Origin of the sequence: Flavobacterium panici (assembly GCF_903819335.1) — a bacterium.
GTDB lineage: Bacteria > Bacteroidota > Bacteroidia > Flavobacteriales > Flavobacteriaceae > Flavobacterium > Flavobacterium panici.
Genome location: NZ_CAIJDE010000063.1, coordinates 1 through 19,528 on the forward strand (window position 1 = coordinate 1; position 19,528 = coordinate 19,528).

Consider the following 19,528-nt stretch of genomic DNA (forward strand, 5'->3'; position numbering starts at 1 on the left):
TCTTCTACACAACGAAGTTTAAATTCACAATTGTACTTGACTTTTCTTTCCATAAAAATGCCCCCAAATAGTGTCTAACTTTTTGGGGGCAGTTCATTATGAGTCTCTTTTTTTTGTCTCATACATGATATTTGTCATTTTATGTCTGTGGTTCAAACAGTAATTTTGATATAAACTAAATCCGTCTTTATGAAAATTTCATTGACCCAGAAATACAATGTGCCTGGCCCAAGATACACCAGTTATCCTACGGTTCCTTATTGGAATGAAACCGCTTTCACAGTTGGAGAATGGAAAACATCTTTTCAAAAAGCATTTGCCGAAAGCAATTCAAAAAATGGAATTAGTCTATATATTCATCTTCCTTTTTGCGAAAGTATGTGCACCTTTTGCGGATGCAACAAACGAATTACAAAAAATCATTCTGTCGAAGAAAAATACATTCAGGCGCTTTTAAAAGAATGGAGTTTGTATTGCAAACAACTGCCCGAAAAACCTTTTATTAAAGAAATACATTTAGGCGGAGGAACGCCTACTTTTTTCTCAACCAATAATTTAGAACATCTTATCAATGGTATTTTCAGTTTTGCAAATAAAGCTGAAAATCATGAATTTAGCTTTGAAGGACATCCTAATAATACAACTTACGAACAGCTTAAAAAATTATATGATTTGGGCTTTCGCCGAGTGAGTTTTGGTGTTCAGGATTATTCAGAAAAAGTACAGAAGGCCATTAATCGAATTCAGCCTTTTCATAATGTTGCCAAGGTTACTTTTTGGGCAAAAGAAATTGGTTATAAATCTATCGGACACGATATTATATTCGGACTGCCTTTTCAAACTTTAGATGATGTTGTTGATACGGTTGAGAAAACAAATTCCTTAAAACCAGATAGGCTGGCATTTTACAGCTATGCTCACGTGCCGTGGATTAAAGGAAATGGTCAACGCGGATTCAACGATGAAAATCTTCCAAAAGATGCTGAAAAACGACAGCTTTATGAAATTGGCAAACAATTGCTTTCAACCAATGGTTATAATGAAATTGGAATGGATCATTTTGCTTTATCTTCAGACAGTTTATTTCATGCTGCGCACAACAAAAAGATGCATCGAAATTTTATGGGTTATAGTGCTTCAAAAACACAACTTATGATTGGTTTGGGTGTTTCTTCAATCAGCGACAGCTGGTACGGATTTGCTCAAAACACTAAAAATCTAGAAGATTATTATCAGCTATTAGAATGGGATCAGCTTCCGGTTGTAAAAGGTCACATTTTAACTGATGAAGATCTTATCATTAGAAAACATATTTTGAATTTAACCTGCGAGCTTGAAACTTCCTGGAGTAAAGATTCTTTATATTTTAAAGAATTGCCTCAAGTTTTAATGGACCTGAAGGAAATAGAGAACGATCAATTAATTGTAATTGAAGAAGATAAAATCAAAATCACTGAAGCTGGCAGACCATTTGTTCGCAATATTTGTATGGCTTTTGATTTACATTTAAAAAGAAAATCACCAGAAACAAACTTGTTTTCGATGACGGTTTAATGACAATTAGGAGTTCCCTGAACAAACAAACTCATATTTGAAGGAGATAAATAGGGAATTCCTAAACCTAAACCTCTTAGAATAAATAATACTCCAATTATCACGGCAACATAGGGAATTGCTTTTTGAATTTTATTTCGAAATGGTAATTTTAATAATGAATTGACGTAAACTACAACTGTCATTAACGGAATTGTTCCTAATCCGTATAAAAACATATATAAAACTCCAAAGCCAGCACTCTGCATAGCAATTGCTCCAAACAGAGCCACATATACCATTCCGCATGGCAAGAATCCGTTTAACAAACCAATTGTAAAAAGAGATTTGTAGCTTTTCTTTTTAAACTGGCTTCCTAAACTTGTTTTTATATTTGAAATAACTCTGTAAACGGGTTTTGAGAAATTGTATTTGGCGAATACTTTTTCAGGTATCAGAGCAATTAAAATCATTGCAATGCCAATAAAAATAGACATTTTTTGCTGCATTCCTGCTAAGAAAAAACCTCTTCCCAGTAATCCGAAGATTAAACCAATTGCTGAGTAAGCGGTTAATCTTCCTAAATGATACGTTATAATCTGTGTCACTTTTTTAGCTTCATTCCGATGATCAACTGGAAGCATCATAGCAATTGGCCCGCACATGCCAACACAATGCAGACTGCTGATAAGACCTAATATGAATGCTGAAAATAACATTTTTATTGATTTTTATTGATGAATTTTCGATTATCATGTGTCCCTGCGGGATACTTTTTTATGGAATTTTATATTTTTTCTACCAATCAGTTGTTCCTAACGGAACATATCTCGTAAAAATTTTATATATGTAAAATACTGTAGTCCCTACGGGACATTTACATTATTAATATGTTTTTTTCTACCGATATGTTGCTCCTAAAGGAGCAGATCTTATTTAAATTAATTAGCGATATTTTCCTTTGACAGCATATTATTCAAACATATCTCGTAGAGATAAAATATCGGTAAAAAAGAAAATACTCAAATACTCTATTGTCCCGTAGGGACTAAACATTTTGCCCAAAAGCTAAATCAATATTAACGTATAGTCCCTACGGGACATTTTACATTATCGATATGCTTTATTTCTCCCCATATGTTGCTCCTAACGGAGCATGTTTTTTACTATATAACTAATAATCTATTTTATAAATCATTTATTATTACCGATGAGTTGTTCCTAACTGGACATATCTAGTAGAGATAAAATATCGGTAGAAAAGAAATAGTCGAGTACTTCTATTGCCCCGTAGGGACTAAACTTTACGCAAAAAAGACTAAATCACTTTACGTAAATAACTTCTTTTGTCAGGTATTTTTTCCCTTCATATTGCCATTCCATATTAACATCCCAACGACCTTTGATTAGTTTTTTATGCGGAATTACAATTGAAGAATTCGTCAAAGCGATTTCAGTATTAAAATCGAATTTTTTGTTTGAAGGTCGGTACAACAAAATATTCCCTTTAATTTTATCACTTTCAAAAGTGGCAGGAAAAGTAACTTTTACACCATCTTCTTCAAACTTTACTGAAGGTTTATGCTGTAAATCATGTGCATTTTGAATTCTGGCCATTTCTTCCTGAAAATGGGTGTCGTGTTTGTAATATTCTTCTACAACCAAGTCGTTGTCATATTTACTATTCGATTGTACTTCAAAAACAAAGTATAATATAAACGTCATAAACAAAGCAAATGCAATGACAATTCCGGTTCCCCAATTAATTTTCATAATACTGTATATTTTAATTAAAACTTCGTGGCCCTAAGAAATTTGTAGTGGTTGTTTCCAGCAGTTCCTTGCCGTTATACACACCAATTTTTACATTCGTTTTATCACTTTCCAGTAAAACTTCCTCTATTTCGATAAATAAAGTTCCTTGTGAAATAGCTTCTTTTGCCACTTTAAAATGCTCTTTCCCTACATTGTTAATTTCACCTTTCTGATCGATTAATTCAAAATGAATATCGTTATAATCTTTCATGGTTTTGTTGACAATTTTATAGGTATAAACATTACTTATTTTATCTCCTTTATGCTGAAAAAGCTGTCCTGGTAATCGCAGGATAACAGCCTGAACATCTGTTCTTAAAAATAGCATTCCAACAAAAATGCCTGATAAAATGAAAAGAACGGCGCTGTAACCTTTCATTCTGGCAGTAAACTTAAAAGGCTCTTTTTTAACGATTTCATCTTCTGATGCGTAACGAATAAGACCTTTTGGCAATCCTACACTTTCCATTATGTGATCGCATTCGTCAATACATGCGGTACAGTTTGTACATTCTAACTGAGTTCCGTTTCTAATGTCAATTCCCATTGGGCATACATGAACACATTGAAGGCAATCAATACAATCTCCTTTTCCGGTTAAAGCTCTGTCTTCTTTTTTATTGAACTTTGCCCTTCCTGCTTCTTTTTCTCCTCTCACAAAATCGTACGCAACGTTTATAGATTTATTATCTAAAAGAACGCCTTGCAGTCTTCCGTACGGACAGGCAATTATACAAACCTGTTCGCGGAACCAGACAAAAACAAAATAGAAAACTCCGGTAAAAATAAGTAGTGCAATAAAATTACTTGCTTGCTGAATTGGGCCTTGTTCCACCATTAATAGTAAAGAATCACTTCCTACTAAATAAGCCAGAAAAATATTTGCAATTCCAAAAGAGATCAAAAAGAAAATCGTCCATTTAGTCAATCTTTTTCTGATTTTTTCAGCGTTCCATTCCTGTCTTGCCAAGCGGGATTGTGAACCGCGGTCGCCATCAATCCAATATTCGATTCGTCGAAAAACCATCTCAAGAAAAATGGTCTGCGGACAAATCCATCCGCAAAATATTCGGCCAAAAACAACGGTAAATAAAAGTATAAAAACAACGCCAATAAGCATTGAAATTACAAAGAGGTAAAAATCCTGCGGCCAAAAAGGGAAGCCGAAGATATTAAAACGACGTTCAATGATATTGAACATCATAAACTGGTTTCCGTTTACTTTTATAAACGGATTTACTATCAAAATTGCCAATAAAACATAACTGACAATTTTACGGTAATCATAAAATTTACCAGACGGTTTCTTTGGAAAAATAAATTTCCTTTTACCACCTTCATCTATAGTTCCAATGGTATCTCTAAAAGCTTCGTCTGGTAAATTTGACATGATATTATAATTATTTTTTAACTGCTGTGGTATCTTTTTTTGTAGCTGCTGCATCTGTTTTAGGAGCACTTTCGTCTACCCAAACATCTCCTTCCGGCTCTTTTGGATCTTTTGGATTTGATCCTTGCAGTGATAAAATGTAACTCGCCACTTTTTGAATTTCTTTTGGTTTCATACCATTTGTTTTCCACGAAACCATTCCTTTTCCATCACGTCCACCGTTAGTAATGGTATGAAATACATTTTTAATACCTCCGCCTAAAATCCAATGATCATCTGTTAAGTTAGGTCCAATTTGCCCTCCTGCATCTGCTCTGTGGCAAGCTGCACAATTCATTGCGAAAATTTCTTTTCCTTCTGCTAAACTTGCATCATCAGTCAGTAAAACAACCGTTTTTTCATCCATTAAATCCGGAGCTGTTTTTAAGTATTCTTCGACATCAATTTTAGCTTGTGCCATTTCTTTTTTAAGTTCCATTTCCTGATCATCGGCTCCTAAAACATCGTAACGGACTACATAGATTACTCCAAAAATGATACAGATATAGAATAAGTAAACCCACCACGGCGGTAAATTATTATCAAGCTCTTTGATTCCGTCATAATCATGATCCATCAATAAATCAGCTTCTTTAGACATTGGTTCTGTCTTAGTAAGCTTATGCATTAATTCTTTGAACCAAGTACTTTCCTGAAGACTTAAACTATTTTCGTAATCTAATTTTGCTTTTTCTTCTGGCGACAATAGTTGATACATTACCTTGTTTACAGCAGTAAGTGTAACTTCGATCGCAATTAAAATAAACAGAAAAACAAGTAAAAAGACAGATACCATTGGGTATTTTATAAAAGCAGGTCTGTCGCCTGAATCTATACAATATTCCATCAAAGCGAATACGATGAAGAAAATCAGCGGTACTCTAACATATACTGGGAAAAACTTTTTCATTTTTATCTATCTTTTGAGATTATAACTTGCCCTTCTTCTAAAGGTATATTACTCATTTCCTGAATTTTATCTTTTTTATAAGAGAACACCCAAATGCCTAATCCTACGAAAAAGAAGAAGAAAATCAAGAGGGAAAGTATCGGGTAAATTTCTACACCCGATATCGTTTCCATATTGTGTTTTATTTGTTCAAACATAATGCTGTTATTTAGTTTCTTTTACTTTAATATCAGTACCAAGTCTTTGTATATAAGCAATCAAAGCGACAATTTCTCTTTTATTCATAGGAATGAATTTTTCACCTGTTGCAGCTGCTTTTTCACGGCTTTTTTCATAACTTTTTACAAAGTCAGGATCATTTTCTAAACTTTTCTCAATTTTAACCGCCTGATCTCTTAAAGTTTTTTGTGCGTTTGCAACTTCTTCTGCCGAATAAGGAACTCCAAGTGAAATCATCACATTCATTTTCTTTTGAGTCAATGAAATGTCTAAAGGTTTATTATCAAATAACCATTTATAACCCGGCATAATTGATCCTGCAGATGTACTTTGCGGATTCCACATGTGGTTAAAGTGCCAGTTGTCATTGTATTTACCTCCTACTCTTAACAAATCCGGACCTGTACGTTTTGATCCCCATAAGAATGGATGATCATAAACAAATTCTCCTGCTTTTGACTGAGGTCCATAACGTTCAACTTCACTTCTAAACGGACGAACTGATTGTGAGTGACAACCCACACAGCCTTCTCTGATATATAAATCACGTCCTTCAAGTTCTAATGGTGTATATGGTTTTACACTTGAAATAGTTGGAATATTAGATTTCACCATAATTGTTGGTACGATCTGAATAACTCCTCCAATTAAAATAGCAATTGTAGCTAAAATGGTTAACTGGATTGGTTTTCTTTCTAACCATGAATGGAATCTTTCGCCACTTAATCTATTACTGCTGATTTTTTGTAACGCCGGAGCTTGTGCTAATTCATCTTCGATTGTTTCACCAACTCTAACTGTCATGATAATGTTGTATACCAATGTCAGCATTCCTATTAGATACAAACTACCTCCAATTGCTCTCATCCAATACATTGGCATAATTGCAGTTACTGTTTCAAGGAAGTTTCCGTAAGTTAAAGTTCCGTCTGGATTAAATTGTTTCCACATTGATGCTTGTTGAAAACCAGCCACATATAACGGAATTGTATATACAATAATACCAAGGGTACCAATCCAGAAATGGAAGTTTGCTAATTTTTTAGAAAACAATGTTGTTTTTGTCATTCGTGGAATCAACCAGTAAATAATAGCAAATGACATAAATCCGTTCCATGCTAAAGCACCTACGTGTACGTGTGCAACGATCCAGTCTGTATAATGCGCAATAGCATTTACATTTTTCAGCGATAACATTGGTCCTTCAAAAGTCGCCATTCCGTAACCTGTAATGGCTACTACGAAGAATTTCAAAACTGGTTCTTCACGAACTTTATCCCATGCACCTCTTAAAGTTAAAAGTCCGTTGATCATACCTCCCCAAGATGGAGCAATAAGCATTATTGAAAATGCGACACCTAAATTTTGGGCCCAGTTTGGTAATGCTGAATATAATAAGTGGTGAGGCCCTGCCCAGATATAGATAAAAATTAAAGACCAAAAGTGAATAATAGATAGTCTATAAGAGTAAATAGGACGATTTGCAATTTTAGGAACGAAATAATACATCAATCCTAAAAATGGTGTTGTTAAGAAAAATGCAACCGCATTATGTCCGTACCACCATTGTACTAATGCATCCTGTACACCTGCGTATACAGAGTAACTTTTTAATCCTGAAACAGGAATTTCGATATTATTGAAAATATGCAATACAGCAACCGTTACAAATGTTGCCAGATAAAACCAAATTGCTACATATAAATGACGCTCTCTACGACGCAGCATGGTTCCTATCATGTTAATCCCCATTACAACCCAAATTAACGCTATAGCAATATCAATAGGCCATTCAAGTTCTGCATATTCCTTCGAAGAAGTATATCCTAATGGTAATGTGATGGCTGCGGCGACAATGATTAACTGCCAGCCCCAAAAATGCAGATTACTTAAAAAATCACTAAACATTCTGGCTTTTAGCAATCTTTGCATTGAATAATACATACCTGCAAAAAAAGCATTCCCAACAAAGGCGAAAATAACGGCGTTTGTGTGTAATGGCCTTAAACGACCATAACTAAGCCATGAAATCCCATCTGTAATATTGGGAAAAAGGTACATAACCGCCAGGGTCAGCCCCACTAACATACCCACAACTCCAAAAAGAATGGTGGCGTAAATGAATTTTTTTACAATTTTGTTGTCGTAATAAAACTGTTCCATTTCCATAATTTATACTTGTTTTTCTTCGATTGGTGAATTATTATTTGGGGAAATAATTTTTGTCTCGTCATCAAAAAGGATTCTGACCGAGGGCGTATAATCGTCATCATATTGTCCGGATTTGACAGCAACGATAAAGGCAATAAAGAAACAGACTGCCACGAAAATACTTACTGAAATTAAAAGATAAATAACACTCATACCGTAAATTTATGTTAACAAAATTACTAGGTCAGTGGCGTTTAAAATATGATAATTATCATGCTTATAGAAGAATGTTAAAATTAAGTAAAATAATCTTACAAATTACATAAAATCAATTTAAATTCTTACAAATGAAGTAATTAGACATAAAAGTAACGAAGCTAACAATCGTAATTGTACTTAAAGGCATAATGATTGCCGCAACAATAGGAAGCAAATTTCCCGTAACAGCAAACGTAAGACCTACGATATTATATAGAAGTGACAGGCCAAAACTCATTTTAATAATCAGGATCGATTTATGAGAAAGCTTTAAGAAATAGTTTAATCTTGAAAATTCGCCTGCATCGAGAATTGCATCGCAGGCCGGAGAAAATACATTTACGTTTTCGGATACAGAAACTCCAATATTACTTTGTGCAAGGGCTCCGGCATCATTTAAACCATCTCCTACCATCATAACGTTTTTCCCTGTTTCCTGCAGTTTTTTAATAAAGTCTAATTTCTGCTCTGGCTTTTGGTTAAAAACCAATTCTGTATTTTTTGGTAAAATGGCTTCCAGATTTTCTCTTTCGCCATCATTATCACCAGAAAGCACTTTTATATTATATTCTTTGCTAAGCGTTGCAAACAACTTTTCAAGTCCTTCACGATATTGATTTTGGAAAACAAATTTTCCGTAGTATATATTGTCGATTTTAATATGGAGCGAGGTTCGTTCTATTTCTGAAGAGTCTAAAATCGGGCTTTCAACAAATGATGAAGAACCTATTTTCACTTCTTTTTCTTCGGCGAAAGCCAAAATTCCTTTCCCAGTAATTTCCTGAAAATCATCAATTTTAACTCTGTCATATTCTGGTAAAAAGTCATACAGCATTCTGCTTAAAGGATGATTTGAACCTCGGAGTACATTTTTTATTAATTGTAAATTTTTATCTGAAAAATCAATTCCTTCGTATAAAATATTAGATTTTTTATTGGTCGTAATCGTTCCGGTTTTATCAAAAACAATAGTATCAACTTTAGCCAATTGTTCGATTACTAAGGCGTTTTTAAGATACATTTTTTGTTTACCCATTATTCTGAGAATGTTTCCAAAAGTAAACGGGGCCGTTAACGCAAGTGCACAAGGACATGCCACAATTAATACTGCGGTAAAAACATTAAAAGCAGTATTGGCATCGATAAATATCCAGTAACCAAATCCTGCAAAGGCAATTAACAATAAAATAGGCGTAAAATAACGGCTTAAAGCATCTGTAATCGTTTTGTGTTTTTGTTCTACTTTTTTTTGAAAAATTTCGTTACTCCATAATTGGGTCAGATAACTTTGTGAAACAGAATGCAGGACTTCCATTTCGATTACTTTTCCAATTTGTTTTCCGCCTGCGAATATTTTATCTCCTGATTTTTTTGTGATTGGAACAGCTTCTCCGGTTACGAAACTATAATCAATTTCGGCCTTTTCGTTCATTAAAATTCCGTCTACGGGAATCAATTCCTGATTTCGAATCAATAATCTGTTTCCTTTTAAAACATCATAAATTGGAACATTTTCTTCTGAAAAATCAGCGTTGATTCTGGTTACTGCAATTGGGAAATAGGATTTAAAATCTCTTTCGAAACTTAAAAAACTATAGGTTTTGGTTTGAAACATTTTACCCAGCAGCATAAAGAAAACCAAACTGGCCAAACTGTCAAAAAATCCCGGTCCGTGATCCATCAACATATCATAACTGCTGCGGATAAACATTATAATAATCCCTAAAGCAATAGGAATATCAATGTTTAGCATTCTGGTTCTTATACTATGATAAGCTGAAACGTAATAACCGCTTGCAGAATAGAAAAAACTCGGCAACGCTAAAAGAAAAATTAAAATCCTGAAAAACGGTTTATAACTATCTAACCAGAATTCTTTGATTTCGAAATATTCTGGAAATGAAAGCAGCATAATGTTTCCGAAACAGAAAAAGGCAACCCCTACTTTATAAGTTAAACTTCTGTCTACTTTATTTTTACCTGTTTCGTAATTTTCTAAACTAATATAGGGTTCATAACCTATTGAACTTAATAGGTATACAATTGATTTAAGAGAAACGGTTTCTGAATTGAAGGTAATTCGAACTTTTTTTTCGGGGAAATTAACTTGCGAAGCGCTGATTCCGGGCTGTAAACGATTTAGGTTTTCGAGAATCCAAATGCATGAACTGCAGTGAATATGCGGAATATTTAATGAAACTATTGAAGTATTTGCTTCTTGAAATTCGAGAACTTTAGCTAAAATTGCTTCGTTGTCTAAAAAGTCATATTTGCCCTGAATGTCTTGAGGAGTAGCGCCAGGGGATTTTTCGAAATCATAATAGCAGGTTAAATCATTTTGACTAAAAATTTCGTAAACTGTTTTACAACCAGTACAACAAAACTTTTTTTCATCAAAATTGATTTCTTCATTTTTAGGAATAGTCAGCCCGCAATGAAAACAACTCTGCTCGCTCATAATTTGTTTTTTAATTTGCAAAATTCAAAAAAGGCAGTGACTATAACTATGACATTTATCATGTTATAACGAAATCTAATCCTAAAGTAATGAAATAATTTGTCAAATTGAAATAATACCTTTTTCTACGCATTTTTAGACGTAAAAGTACTTTTAAACCGCAGGAATTGGTTAATTTTGCTCCAAATTACTCCTGCTATGAATAAATGTGATCAATGTATTGTTCGTCAGCTTTCTTCTCTAAAAGCCCTAAATAAAGATGAAGTTATAAAATTAGCTAATAGCAAAACTACCTATACGATTAAAAAAGGCGAAGCTATTTTTGAAGAGGGCGATGTTACAAATGGCGTTTTCTGCGTTAAGGACGGAGTTGGAAAGCTTTCAAAATTGAGTGCCAACGGAAAAGATCAAATCGTTAAGCTTGTAAAATCCGGAGAACTTTTAGGACAGCGTTCCATGATTAGCAATGAACCTGCAAATTTATCTGCAAAAGCTATTGCTGATATGGAAGTTTGTTTTATTCCGAAATCTGAAATTATACATTTCTTTAATAACAATAATCAGTTTTCCCTGAATTTGATGCAGTCTGTATGCGAGGATTTGAAAGAATCTGAAAATGATAAAATTGCTTTGGTTCAAAAAACGGTCAAACAGCGTTTGGCAGAAACTTTATTGCATTTACATAATGAGTTTGGAGAAAATGAAGATAAAACCCTAAAAGTACAGCTTACCAGAGAAGAACTTGCGGGAATAATAGGAACAGCAACTGAAAGCTGCATCCGCTTATTATCTGACTTTAATAAACTGGAATTAATTGAATTAGTTGGTAAAAAAATAATGCTTAAAAATGTAAAGGCATTAAAACGAATGGCAGAATAAACTACTGTTTTTTAGCTTCGTTCCAAAAAACATCCATTTCTGCCAAAGTCATATCCATTAAAGGTTTTCCTAATTCACCTGCTTTACTTTCCAGATATTGAAAACGCTTAATAAATTTTTTATTCGTGCGTTCTAAAGCATCTTCCGGATTTACATTTAAAAATCTGGCATAGTTTATCATCGAGAATAAAACATCTCCAAATTCTGCTTCAATTTTATCCTGATCGCCGGCTTGAACTTCAACCTGCAATTCGTTTAGTTCTTCCTGAACTTTATCCCAAACCTGGTGCGGTTCCTCCCAGTCAAAACCTACACCTTTTACTTTATCCTGAATTCGGCTTGCTTTTACTAATGCCGGTAAACTTTTTGGAACTCCTTCTAAAACAGATTTTTTACCTTCTTTAAGTTTTAGTTTCTCCCAGTTTTGTTTTACTTCTTCTTCATCTTTTACAACTGTATTCGAATAAATATGCGGATGACGGTGAATTAATTTATCACAGATTTCATTGCAGACATCTGCAATATCAAAATCATTGGTTTCTGAACCTATTTTAGCATAAAAAACAATATGCAGCAGTAAATCTCCAAGTTCTTTTTTTACTTCGTTTAAATCGTTGTCTAAAATGGCATCGCCTAATTCATAGGTTTCTTCAATCGTTAAATGCCTTAATGTCTGCAAGGTCTGTTTTTTATCCCACGGACATTGTTCACGAAGTTCATCCATGATAATTAATAATCTTTCGAAGGCTTTGAGTTGAAGTTCTTTGCTCATTTTTTTATTTTAAGATACCAAAATTAAAACAATTTGCGAATTAAATGACTCTTTCATAAACTAAAAAAGAAGGCAAAATACCTTCTTTTTATTTAGATTGACTCTTTAATTTTTCTGCCGTTTAATTCCTGAACGTTCCTAAAATTATTCAATGGCATTATCTTTTTTAAATCTGTTATCATTTTAATAGAAACTTCTATTGGAGTTTTAAAAATAAACCATTGTACACTTTCTGTACAAGGCGGTGTTGTCAATGAACCCGTATAAGTGTAAAAAGATCTATTTTGAGGAAGAACTTTATTGATATTAAAATCGTTGTTAACTTTTACAGTATCGTTGGCTTTTTTAGGCAGATACTTATCAAGAAATTCAAAAGTTTCATTGCTTTTCTTGTCTTCTTGTGCCATAATAGAAACTACGGCAAATTTTCCGTCTTTATTTTTATGAACCATGTGAATTTCTAACGGATATCGCACACCTTTTATAGTATGTTCTGCTGATTCATGAAAATGAAATTGTTTTAATTCGTATTGATCTCCATTGATTACAATATAATCTCCAGGTTCAAAATCAAATTGAATAGTATGCCCGTTATTGACAACATCGTGAATTTTTGTTTTTTGATTGTAATGAAAATCAATAGGTTTTATTGTTTTATCTTTTTCTGTTTCTACAATATCAATTGGAGATTGTGTTTTTCCTCCGCAATCATTCTGATCGATTTCTGACCAATGATCTGGCCCAGCTTCACCTTCGTATTCCCAATGTTTCTTGTGGTGTTCTTCGGTTTTTGTTGAATCTGATGAAGTTACAGATTGTTCTGTTTCTTTTGATTTGTTATTGCAGGCTGTCGCTAATACTAAAGCTGCTATTACGGCAAAAATTTTTATTCCCTTTTTCATTTTTCCTATCATTTAAAATTTAGTTTCAAAGCCAAAAAAAAATTTCAAAACAACTGCGAAAACAATGCATTCATGTACAAAAACACAAACAATCAAATCCAATTTTATGTTATTGTGAAATACTATTTTTCTTACAAAATTATAGTTTAAAACTTAAATAGCAACTAATTTTAAATAAAAAATCCCGTTAAGAAATATCTTAACGGGATCAAATGTATTTGAATTCAGAAAAAATTATTTTTCTTCTTTTTTAGCTTTTGGCTTTTTAGCAGCTGGTGCTTTTTTTGGCTTTTCTTCAACAGCCGGGGTTTCTTCCGGAGCTTCAGCAGCAGCTGGAGCTAAATCAGTAACTAAACCTTTAGCCTGAAGTGTGTTGTACCAGTTTAATACTTTTTTAATATCTGAAGGATAAACTCTTTCTTCATCATAATCCGGTAAAATTTCTTTAAAATAAGCAGCTAAAGTTGCATTATCTTCTTTGTGAGAAATCGCCTGACCTTTGTTTTCTTTAGCAGCAATTTTTTGCATTACTTCAGTCAATGGTTTTTCTCCTTCGTGTGTATAAATTGAAATTTCTGATAGTAAGCTTACATTACTTTTTAAGTTTACTGTAATTTTTTTTCCGTCTAATAATGATTCTGCCACAAAACCTGTACGAGTCTGCACTTTCAATACATATAAACCTGGTTTCCCAGAAATGGCTAAAATTTTGTCTAAATTCATGTTTATTAAAATTAGTATTAAGAATTTTTGTCTTTTTATTAATGTTCTAATTATTTAGAACTTTTTATCTTCCTTTCTTTGCAGCGGCAAATTTCATTCTGTATTCCTGAAAAGTCTTGCCTTCGGTGATGTTTTTTAATTTCTTTTGAATCAAACGCTTTTTTAAAGAAGATATTTTATCAGTAAATAAAATGCCTTCGATATGATCGTACTCGTGTTGAATAACTCTTGCGATTAAACCGTCAAAAACCTCTGTTTTCATTACGAAATCTTCTTCACAATACTCAATCGTAACAGTTGGTTTTCTGTAAACATCTTCTCTAACGTCAGGAATACTCAAACATCCTTCATTAAAACTCCACTCTTCACCTTCTTCTTTAACGATTTTAGCATTGATAAAAGTCTTTTTGAAACCTTTTAAGTCTTTCTGTTCATTTTCTGGTAAATCCTCATCGTCGCTAAAAGGAGTTGTATCAATAACAAATAGGCGAATAGGAAGACCAACCTGCGGTGCTGCAAGTCCAACTCCTAAAGCATTATACATGGTTTCATACATGTTTGCTATTGTCTCTTTTAAGTTTGGATAATCTGGCGTAACTGCCGTTCCTACTTTTCTTAAAACAGGATCACCATATCCTACAATTGGTAAAATCATTTGTAATTATTTAATGTTTTATCTAATGAAAACGTTATATTAGGGTTAACATATTTCAGCTGGCAAAAATAGTAAAAAATACTCAACGATTAGCTGTAAAGCCACATTATAACAATTTTTTATATGCTTTGGAAAACTCCGCTATAATTATGCCAAAATATTTCGTACAATTCTTAACTTTGCTAGTAAACCTCACGATATGTTTGATCGAATCTCGAAATTTACCAACAGTACTTCTTTTTTAAATGCATCAAAAGTTACTATTGCTTCGGTTGTACCTGTTGTAATTTTGAATTTTTTAGGGCATTTTGAAATAGGTTTTACTATTGCGCTTGGTGCTTTTTATACGTATCCAAGTGATATTCCGAGTTCATTAAGCCACAAAATCAAAGGATTAATTGTTGCTTCTTTAATTGTTTCGGGTGTAAATTTATTAGTAAATCTTGCTTATCCCTTTCCTCTTTTATTTTATCCGTTTTTAGGTTTTTTATTGTTTTTATGTTCGATGATTTCAGTTTACGGACAGCGTGCTACTTTGGTTTCGTTTTCTGCTTTATTGTCGATTTCTTTATCATTTGGGCATTTGCATACTGGCTGGGAAGCTTTGCAATATTCCGGATTTATTTTTACGGGAGGAATTTTATATCTTATAGTTTCACTGGTTTTTCATTTTGTACAGCCTTATAAATATGTAGAATTACAAATTGCCGAGGGTATAAAACTGACTGCAAAGTATTTAAAATTAAGAGGTGATTTATGGAGCCCCGCTGCAGATCGTCAAAAAATTATAGAAAAACAATTAGCGATACAAGTTGATCTTAATTTGATTCATGAAGATTTACGTAAAATGCTTATTGGAAATCAAAATGCATCTGCAACTACAACGCAAAATCGAAAAATGCTTCTGGTATTTATCACTTTGGTTGAAATTCAGGAATTGGCGCTTTACACGTCATTTGATCACAGTAAACTTCATGAAAAGTTTGCCAAACATCCTGAAGTGCTTCGTACGTATCAAAATGTTGCTTACAAACTAGCTTCTACTCTTAAAAAGCTTTCAAAAAACGTGCACCATATTGCGGTTTATGTAGATAAAAATGATTTGAAAAATGAATTAGATGCGCTTGAATTTGCCATTTTTGATTACGAAAAAACTTTAGGTAAAGAAGAAGCTGCAGAAGGTGTCTTGATGCTGACCAATATGCTCAAGTATGCCAAAAATCAGGTTGGGAAAATTAAAATTATTCAGCGTGCTTTCTCGCTGGCAATGCAGTCTTACAAGTTGAAAGATAAGGACAAGGAATTAGAAAAATTCTTAACACCGCAATATTATCCTATAAGAACCCTTATTGAAAATTTCAGTTATTCTTCGTCCATATTCAGGCATTCGCTTCGATTAACGATTACGATTTTAATTGGTTTTGTAATCGGAAAATTTCTGCCGTTTCAAAATGTATATTGGATTTTATTGACCATTGTAGTAATTATGCGTCCGGGTTATGGTTTAACCAAAGAGCGTTCTTATAACAGAATCTTCGGAACTATTTTAGGAGGACTTCTTGCGTTTGGAATTGTTTCTGTAATTCAAAATCATGTTGCTTTGAGTATTTTCTCGATTGTATGTATGCTTTTGGGAATTTCGTTTACGCAGATTAATTATAAAATAAGTGCCACGTTTGTAACGATGTATGTGGTATTTATTTATGGAATTTTAACGCCAAATGTTGTTGAAGTAATTCAGTTTAGAATATTAGATTCGCTTGCGGGAGCAACTTTAGCTTTTATTGCCAATCAGTTTTTATGGCCTGCGTGGGAATTTATTAATACGCCAATCCATATCGAAAATTCGATCAGGGCAAATCGAAATTATCTTAAAGAAATTGCCGATTTTTATAATAAAAAAGGTGAAATACCAACGTCTTACAGATTATCCAGAAAGAATGCTTTTGTTGAAATAGGAAATTTAATGACTTCTTTTCAGCGCATGATGCAGGAACCAAAATCGAAGCAGAAAACAATGCCGCTGGTTAATAAACTGGTAGTTTTAAATCATTCGCTTTTATCTGCTTTAGCGTCTTTATCGACTTATATTCAATCACATCAAACAACATCGGCATCAGAATCATTCAATTATATTATAAAAACTATTTTATTAAACTTAGAGCATTCAATTTCTATTTTAAGAAACGAAACCATTATAACAGATACTTTTTTTGATAAAGAAGATGTGACTTTACAGTTTGAAGAACTCAAACGTAAAAATTTTACGCGCCTTGCAACAGACGATGAACTGGATAAAGAAACGCGTCAGGCTAAAATGCAGGAAGCATCGATGGTTATTGAACAATTGATCTGGATGAGTAATCTTGCAGAGAAAATTTTAAAAATAACAAAAGAATTAAAAGCGGTAAATAACGATTAAATCGTTTATATCAATAAAAAATGAGGTTATCTCTACTTTTGAGACAGCTCTTTTACTATAATTATTTTGTTTGTTTTTAGTGACTTAATTGATCACTTTTTGATATCCTATTTTTCATTCCATAGGAATGTTTCGTAGGTAGAAAAAAATAAAAATCAGTCAAATCTGCGTTCCGTAGGAACGTTTGATAGGTCAGGTTATTAAAAAACAATGCAAAAATCAAACGTTCCTACGGAACGTAAACCATTATAATAATATAATTTTCTACCAATGAAATGTTCCTACGGAACATGGAAGCATATAAAATAAAAAAAGAAGCTGTCTCAAAAGTTGAGACAGCTTCTTTTTTTATTTTTAACGGAAGTTTTATTTAATTTTTAAAACTTCTGCTGTATGTTTTCTCATTTCTGCTAAAAGCTCTGGTTTATCGTTCAGCGTTTTACCATAAGATGGAATCATTGTTTTCATTTTAGCTTCCCATTCCGGTGTTTTAATTTGGTTTGTAAAACATCTGCTTATTAAATCAACCATAATGGCAACTGCAGTTGATGCTCCCGGAGAAGCTCCTAATAATACTGCTAAAGTTCCGTCGTGTGTTGTAATAACTTCAGTTCCAAACTCCAAAACTCCACCGCCATTTTCACCTTTTTTAATTACCTGCACACGCTGACCTGCTTTTTCTAATTTCCAGTCTTTAGAGCGTGCACTTGGCAAATATTCTCTAAGTGCTTTCATTCTGTCTTTTGGAGACTGACGAACCTGCTCAATTAAATATTTTGTTAGTGGAATATTATGAAATCCGGCAGAAAGCATCGGAATTAAATTGTTTGCTTTTATTGATAATGGTAAATCTAAATAAGATCCATTTTTAAGGAAACGTGTTGAGAATCCTGCGAATGGTCCAAAAAGAAGTGCTTTTTCTCCATCAATTACACGTGTATCAATATGCGGAACAGACATTGGAGGTGCACCTACGCTTGCTTTTCCGTACACTTTTGCCTGATGTTTTGCAATAACTTCCGGATTTGTACATTTTAGCCATTGTCCGCTTACAGGGAAACCTCCGTAACCATTACCTTCAGGAACATCTGCTTTTTCTAATAATGGTAATGAACCGCCGCCCGCTCCAATAAATACGAATTGGGTATAGGCTTTTCTTTTTTGACCTGTAGCTAAATCTGTGATTTTAATTCTCCAAGATTTATCCTCACGCTGTCTTAGTTTTTTAACCTCGTGATTAAAATATAAAGTTACCCCGTCTAATTTTTCAAGATAATTAAACATGCTTCTGGTTAAGGCTCCGAAGTTAACATCAGTACCAATTTCCATGTGAGTTGCTGCTAATTTTTCTCCTTCTTCTCTGCCTTCCATTACAAGAGGCATCCATTCTTTCAGCTGATTGAAATCTGTACTGAAAGTCATTTCAGCAAAAATAGGATTGCTTTGAAGTGCTTCGAATCTCTTTTTAAGATATTCAACATTTTTATCTCCCCATACAAAACTCATGTGGGGAACGCTTTTAATAAAATTTTCTGGAGAAGGAACTTTATTTTCCTGTACTAAATACGACCAGAACTGGCGTGAAATTTCAAAAGATTCTGCTATGCTGATTGCTTTTTTGGGATCGATACTTCCATCTGCTTTTTCTGGAGTATAATTTAATTCACAAAAGGCAGAATGTCCGGTTCCTGCATTATTCCAGGCATCCGAGCTTTCGGCAGCTGCCACATCTAATCTTTCGTAAATTTCAATTTTTATATCTGGCTGCAGCTCTTTTAAAATTAATCCAAGAGTTGCACTCATAATTCCAGCTCCAATAAGCACTACTTCACTATTGGAACGTATTGTATTGTCAGGCATAACAGTAATTTGTTTTAAAATGCAAAGGTACTTTTTTCAATCGCAAAAAAAAACTAATTTTTACATGATAAAAGTTAGGAAATTATAAATTTTTCTAAAAAAGGAAATTTAATCAGAAATAAACTTAAAAACGCTTAGAAGAAAGATAATCCTGAAGCATAATGGTTGCCGAAATTTCATCAATAAGCCCTTTATTTTGGCGTTGTTTTTTACTAAGTCCGCTGTCGATCATGGTTTGAAATGCCATTTTTGAAGTAAAACGTTCATCACCACGAATGACTTTCATTTCTGGAAAAATATTTGAGAAATGGGTTACAAATCCATTAATCACAGACGCACTTTCTGATGGCTGACCGTTCATTTGTTTTGGTTCGCCAATTAAGACTGCTTCTACTTTTTCCTTAGCAAAATAATCTTTTAGAAAATCAACTAAAGTATGAGTAGGAATCGTAGTTAAACCTGATGCTATAATCTGCATTTCGTCTGTAACAGCAATTCCGGTGCGTTTTTGTCCGTAGTCTATGGAAAGGATTCTTGGCATT

17 protein-coding genes are annotated in these 19,528 nt (G+C 33.3%); 3 read left to right on the top strand and 14 right to left on the bottom strand.

Going from position 1 to position 19,528, the window contains the following annotated elements:
- Positions 1-189: 189 nt before the first annotated feature.
- Complete coding sequence (gene hemN, locus FLAPXU55_RS21395) at positions 190-1,554, top strand: oxygen-independent coproporphyrinogen III oxidase (RefSeq protein ID WP_180861216.1); 1,365 nt, start codon at positions 190-192, stop codon at positions 1,552-1,554.
- Here hemN and FLAPXU55_RS21400 read toward each other — a convergent pair.
- The 8 genes from FLAPXU55_RS21400 to FLAPXU55_RS21435 form a co-directional block, all read right to left on the bottom strand.
- Positions 1,551-2,252 (bottom strand): sulfite exporter TauE/SafE family protein, encoded by a 702-nt coding sequence (locus tag FLAPXU55_RS21400; protein WP_180861217.1) that lies wholly within the window; start codon positions 2,250-2,252, stop codon positions 1,551-1,553. The two genes, hemN and FLAPXU55_RS21400, sit on opposite strands and share 4 nt — an antisense overlap.
- 604 nt (positions 2,253-2,856) lie before the next feature.
- A complete protein-coding gene (locus tag FLAPXU55_RS21405; protein WP_180861218.1) occupies positions 2,857-3,306 on the bottom strand; it encodes a FixH family protein in 450 nt (149 codons plus the stop codon).
- 13 nt (positions 3,307-3,319) lie between these two features.
- On the bottom strand, positions 3,320-4,738 hold the full coding sequence (ccoG, locus tag FLAPXU55_RS21410; protein ID WP_180861219.1) for a cytochrome c oxidase accessory protein CcoG: 1,419 nt from the start codon (positions 4,736-4,738) through the stop codon (positions 3,320-3,322).
- 10 nt (positions 4,739-4,748) lie between these two features.
- Positions 4,749-5,687: a cbb3-type cytochrome c oxidase N-terminal domain-containing protein gene (locus FLAPXU55_RS21415; protein ID WP_180861220.1), complete on the bottom strand. Its 939-nt coding sequence runs from the start codon at positions 5,685-5,687 to the stop codon at positions 4,749-4,751.
- Between the two features lie 2 nt (positions 5,688-5,689).
- Positions 5,690-5,884, bottom strand: coding sequence for a CcoQ/FixQ family Cbb3-type cytochrome c oxidase assembly chaperone (locus FLAPXU55_RS21420; RefSeq protein WP_053473606.1), 195 nt, complete (start codon positions 5,882-5,884; stop codon positions 5,690-5,692).
- A 7-nt stretch (positions 5,885-5,891) separates the two neighbouring features.
- Entirely contained in the window at positions 5,892-8,075 is a 2,184-nt protein-coding gene (gene ccoN / locus FLAPXU55_RS21425; RefSeq protein WP_180861221.1) for a cytochrome-c oxidase, cbb3-type subunit I, read from the bottom strand.
- A gap of 3 nt (positions 8,076-8,078) precedes the next feature.
- Positions 8,079-8,270 carry a cbb3-type cytochrome oxidase assembly protein CcoS gene (gene ccoS / locus FLAPXU55_RS21430; protein WP_053473608.1) on the bottom strand — a complete coding sequence of 64 codons (192 nt, stop codon included), beginning with the start codon at positions 8,268-8,270 and terminating at the stop codon, positions 8,079-8,081.
- A 115-nt stretch (positions 8,271-8,385) separates the two neighbouring features.
- Positions 8,386-10,773, bottom strand: a complete 2,388-nt coding sequence (locus tag FLAPXU55_RS21435; RefSeq protein ID WP_180861222.1) for a heavy metal translocating P-type ATPase — start codon at positions 10,771-10,773, stop codon at positions 8,386-8,388.
- Between the two features lie 198 nt (positions 10,774-10,971).
- Between FLAPXU55_RS21435 and FLAPXU55_RS21440 the strand changes: the two genes are divergently transcribed.
- Positions 10,972-11,652 carry a Crp/Fnr family transcriptional regulator gene (locus tag FLAPXU55_RS21440; protein WP_180861224.1) on the top strand — a complete coding sequence of 227 codons (681 nt, stop codon included), beginning with the start codon at positions 10,972-10,974 and terminating at the stop codon, positions 11,650-11,652.
- Position 11,653: 1 nt separating this feature from the next.
- On the opposite strand, the gene mazG is transcribed toward FLAPXU55_RS21440, so the two are convergent.
- The 4 genes from mazG to def form a co-directional block, all read right to left on the bottom strand.
- A complete protein-coding gene (mazG, locus tag FLAPXU55_RS21445; RefSeq protein WP_180861226.1) occupies positions 11,654-12,424 on the bottom strand; it encodes a nucleoside triphosphate pyrophosphohydrolase in 771 nt (256 codons plus the stop codon).
- A gap of 92 nt (positions 12,425-12,516) precedes the next feature.
- Positions 12,517-13,326, bottom strand: a complete 810-nt coding sequence (locus FLAPXU55_RS21450; protein WP_180861228.1) for a carbonic anhydrase — start codon at positions 13,324-13,326, stop codon at positions 12,517-12,519.
- A gap of 234 nt (positions 13,327-13,560) precedes the next feature.
- Positions 13,561-14,049, bottom strand: a complete 489-nt coding sequence (locus FLAPXU55_RS21455; protein WP_056206213.1) for a DUF5606 family protein — start codon at positions 14,047-14,049, stop codon at positions 13,561-13,563.
- Positions 14,050-14,113: 64 nt separating this feature from the next.
- The gene (def, locus tag FLAPXU55_RS21460; RefSeq protein WP_053473614.1) at positions 14,114-14,704 is read right to left on the bottom strand and encodes a peptide deformylase; all 591 of its coding nucleotides are present in this window, start codon (positions 14,702-14,704) and stop codon (positions 14,114-14,116) included.
- A gap of 199 nt (positions 14,705-14,903) precedes the next feature.
- Here def and FLAPXU55_RS21465 point away from each other — a divergent pair, with 199 nt between their 5' ends.
- Positions 14,904-17,126, top strand: a complete 2,223-nt coding sequence (locus tag FLAPXU55_RS21465; protein WP_180861230.1) for an FUSC family protein — start codon at positions 14,904-14,906, stop codon at positions 17,124-17,126.
- 366 nt (positions 17,127-17,492) lie between these two features.
- Here FLAPXU55_RS21465 and FLAPXU55_RS21470 read toward each other — a convergent pair whose 3' ends face one another.
- Both FLAPXU55_RS21470 and ruvX read right to left on the bottom strand, forming a co-directional pair.
- Complete coding sequence (locus FLAPXU55_RS21470; protein ID WP_180861232.1) at positions 17,493-18,986, bottom strand: malate:quinone oxidoreductase; 1,494 nt, start codon at positions 18,984-18,986, stop codon at positions 17,493-17,495.
- 124 nt (positions 18,987-19,110) lie between these two features.
- Positions 19,111-19,527: a Holliday junction resolvase RuvX gene (ruvX, locus tag FLAPXU55_RS21475; protein WP_073482460.1), complete on the bottom strand. Its 417-nt coding sequence runs from the start codon at positions 19,525-19,527 to the stop codon at positions 19,111-19,113.
- Position 19,528: the final 1 nt, after the last annotated feature.

Bases quoted from the DNA above. Each gene is read 5' to 3' on its own strand.
- hemN (WP_180861216.1), top strand. From the start codon at position 190: ATGAAAATTTCATTGACCCAGAAATACAATGTGCCTGGCCCAAGATAC.
- FLAPXU55_RS21400 (WP_180861217.1), bottom strand. From the start codon at position 2,252: ATGTTATTTTCAGCATTCATATTAGGTCTTATCAGCAGTCTGCATTGT.
- FLAPXU55_RS21405 (WP_180861218.1), bottom strand. From the start codon at position 3,306: ATGAAAATTAATTGGGGAACCGGAATTGTCATTGCATTTGCTTTGTTT.
- ccoG (WP_180861219.1), bottom strand. From the start codon at position 4,738: ATGTCAAATTTACCAGACGAAGCTTTTAGAGATACCATTGGAACTATA.
- FLAPXU55_RS21415 (WP_180861220.1), bottom strand. From the start codon at position 5,687: ATGAAAAAGTTTTTCCCAGTATATGTTAGAGTACCGCTGATTTTCTTC.
- FLAPXU55_RS21420 (WP_053473606.1), bottom strand. From the start codon at position 5,884: ATGTTTGAACAAATAAAACACAATATGGAAACGATATCGGGTGTAGAA.
- ccoN (WP_180861221.1), bottom strand. From the start codon at position 8,075: ATGGAAATGGAACAGTTTTATTACGACAACAAAATTGTAAAAAAATTC.
- ccoS (WP_053473608.1), bottom strand. From the start codon at position 8,270: ATGAGTGTTATTTATCTTTTAATTTCAGTAAGTATTTTCGTGGCAGTC.
- FLAPXU55_RS21435 (WP_180861222.1), bottom strand. From the start codon at position 10,773: ATGAGCGAGCAGAGTTGTTTTCATTGCGGGCTGACTATTCCTAAAAAT.
- FLAPXU55_RS21440 (WP_180861224.1), top strand. From the start codon at position 10,972: ATGAATAAATGTGATCAATGTATTGTTCGTCAGCTTTCTTCTCTAAAA.
- mazG (WP_180861226.1), bottom strand. From the start codon at position 12,424: ATGAGCAAAGAACTTCAACTCAAAGCCTTCGAAAGATTATTAATTATC.
- FLAPXU55_RS21450 (WP_180861228.1), bottom strand. From the start codon at position 13,326: ATGAAAAAGGGAATAAAAATTTTTGCCGTAATAGCAGCTTTAGTATTA.
- FLAPXU55_RS21455 (WP_056206213.1), bottom strand. From the start codon at position 14,049: ATGAATTTAGACAAAATTTTAGCCATTTCTGGGAAACCAGGTTTATAT.
- def (WP_053473614.1), bottom strand. From the start codon at position 14,704: ATGATTTTACCAATTGTAGGATATGGTGATCCTGTTTTAAGAAAAGTA.
- FLAPXU55_RS21465 (WP_180861230.1), top strand. From the start codon at position 14,904: ATGTTTGATCGAATCTCGAAATTTACCAACAGTACTTCTTTTTTAAAT.
- FLAPXU55_RS21470 (WP_180861232.1), bottom strand. From the start codon at position 18,986: ATGCCTGACAATACAATACGTTCCAATAGTGAAGTAGTGCTTATTGGA.
- ruvX (WP_073482460.1), bottom strand. From the start codon at position 19,527: ATGCCAAGAATCCTTTCCATAGACTACGGACAAAAACGCACCGGAATT.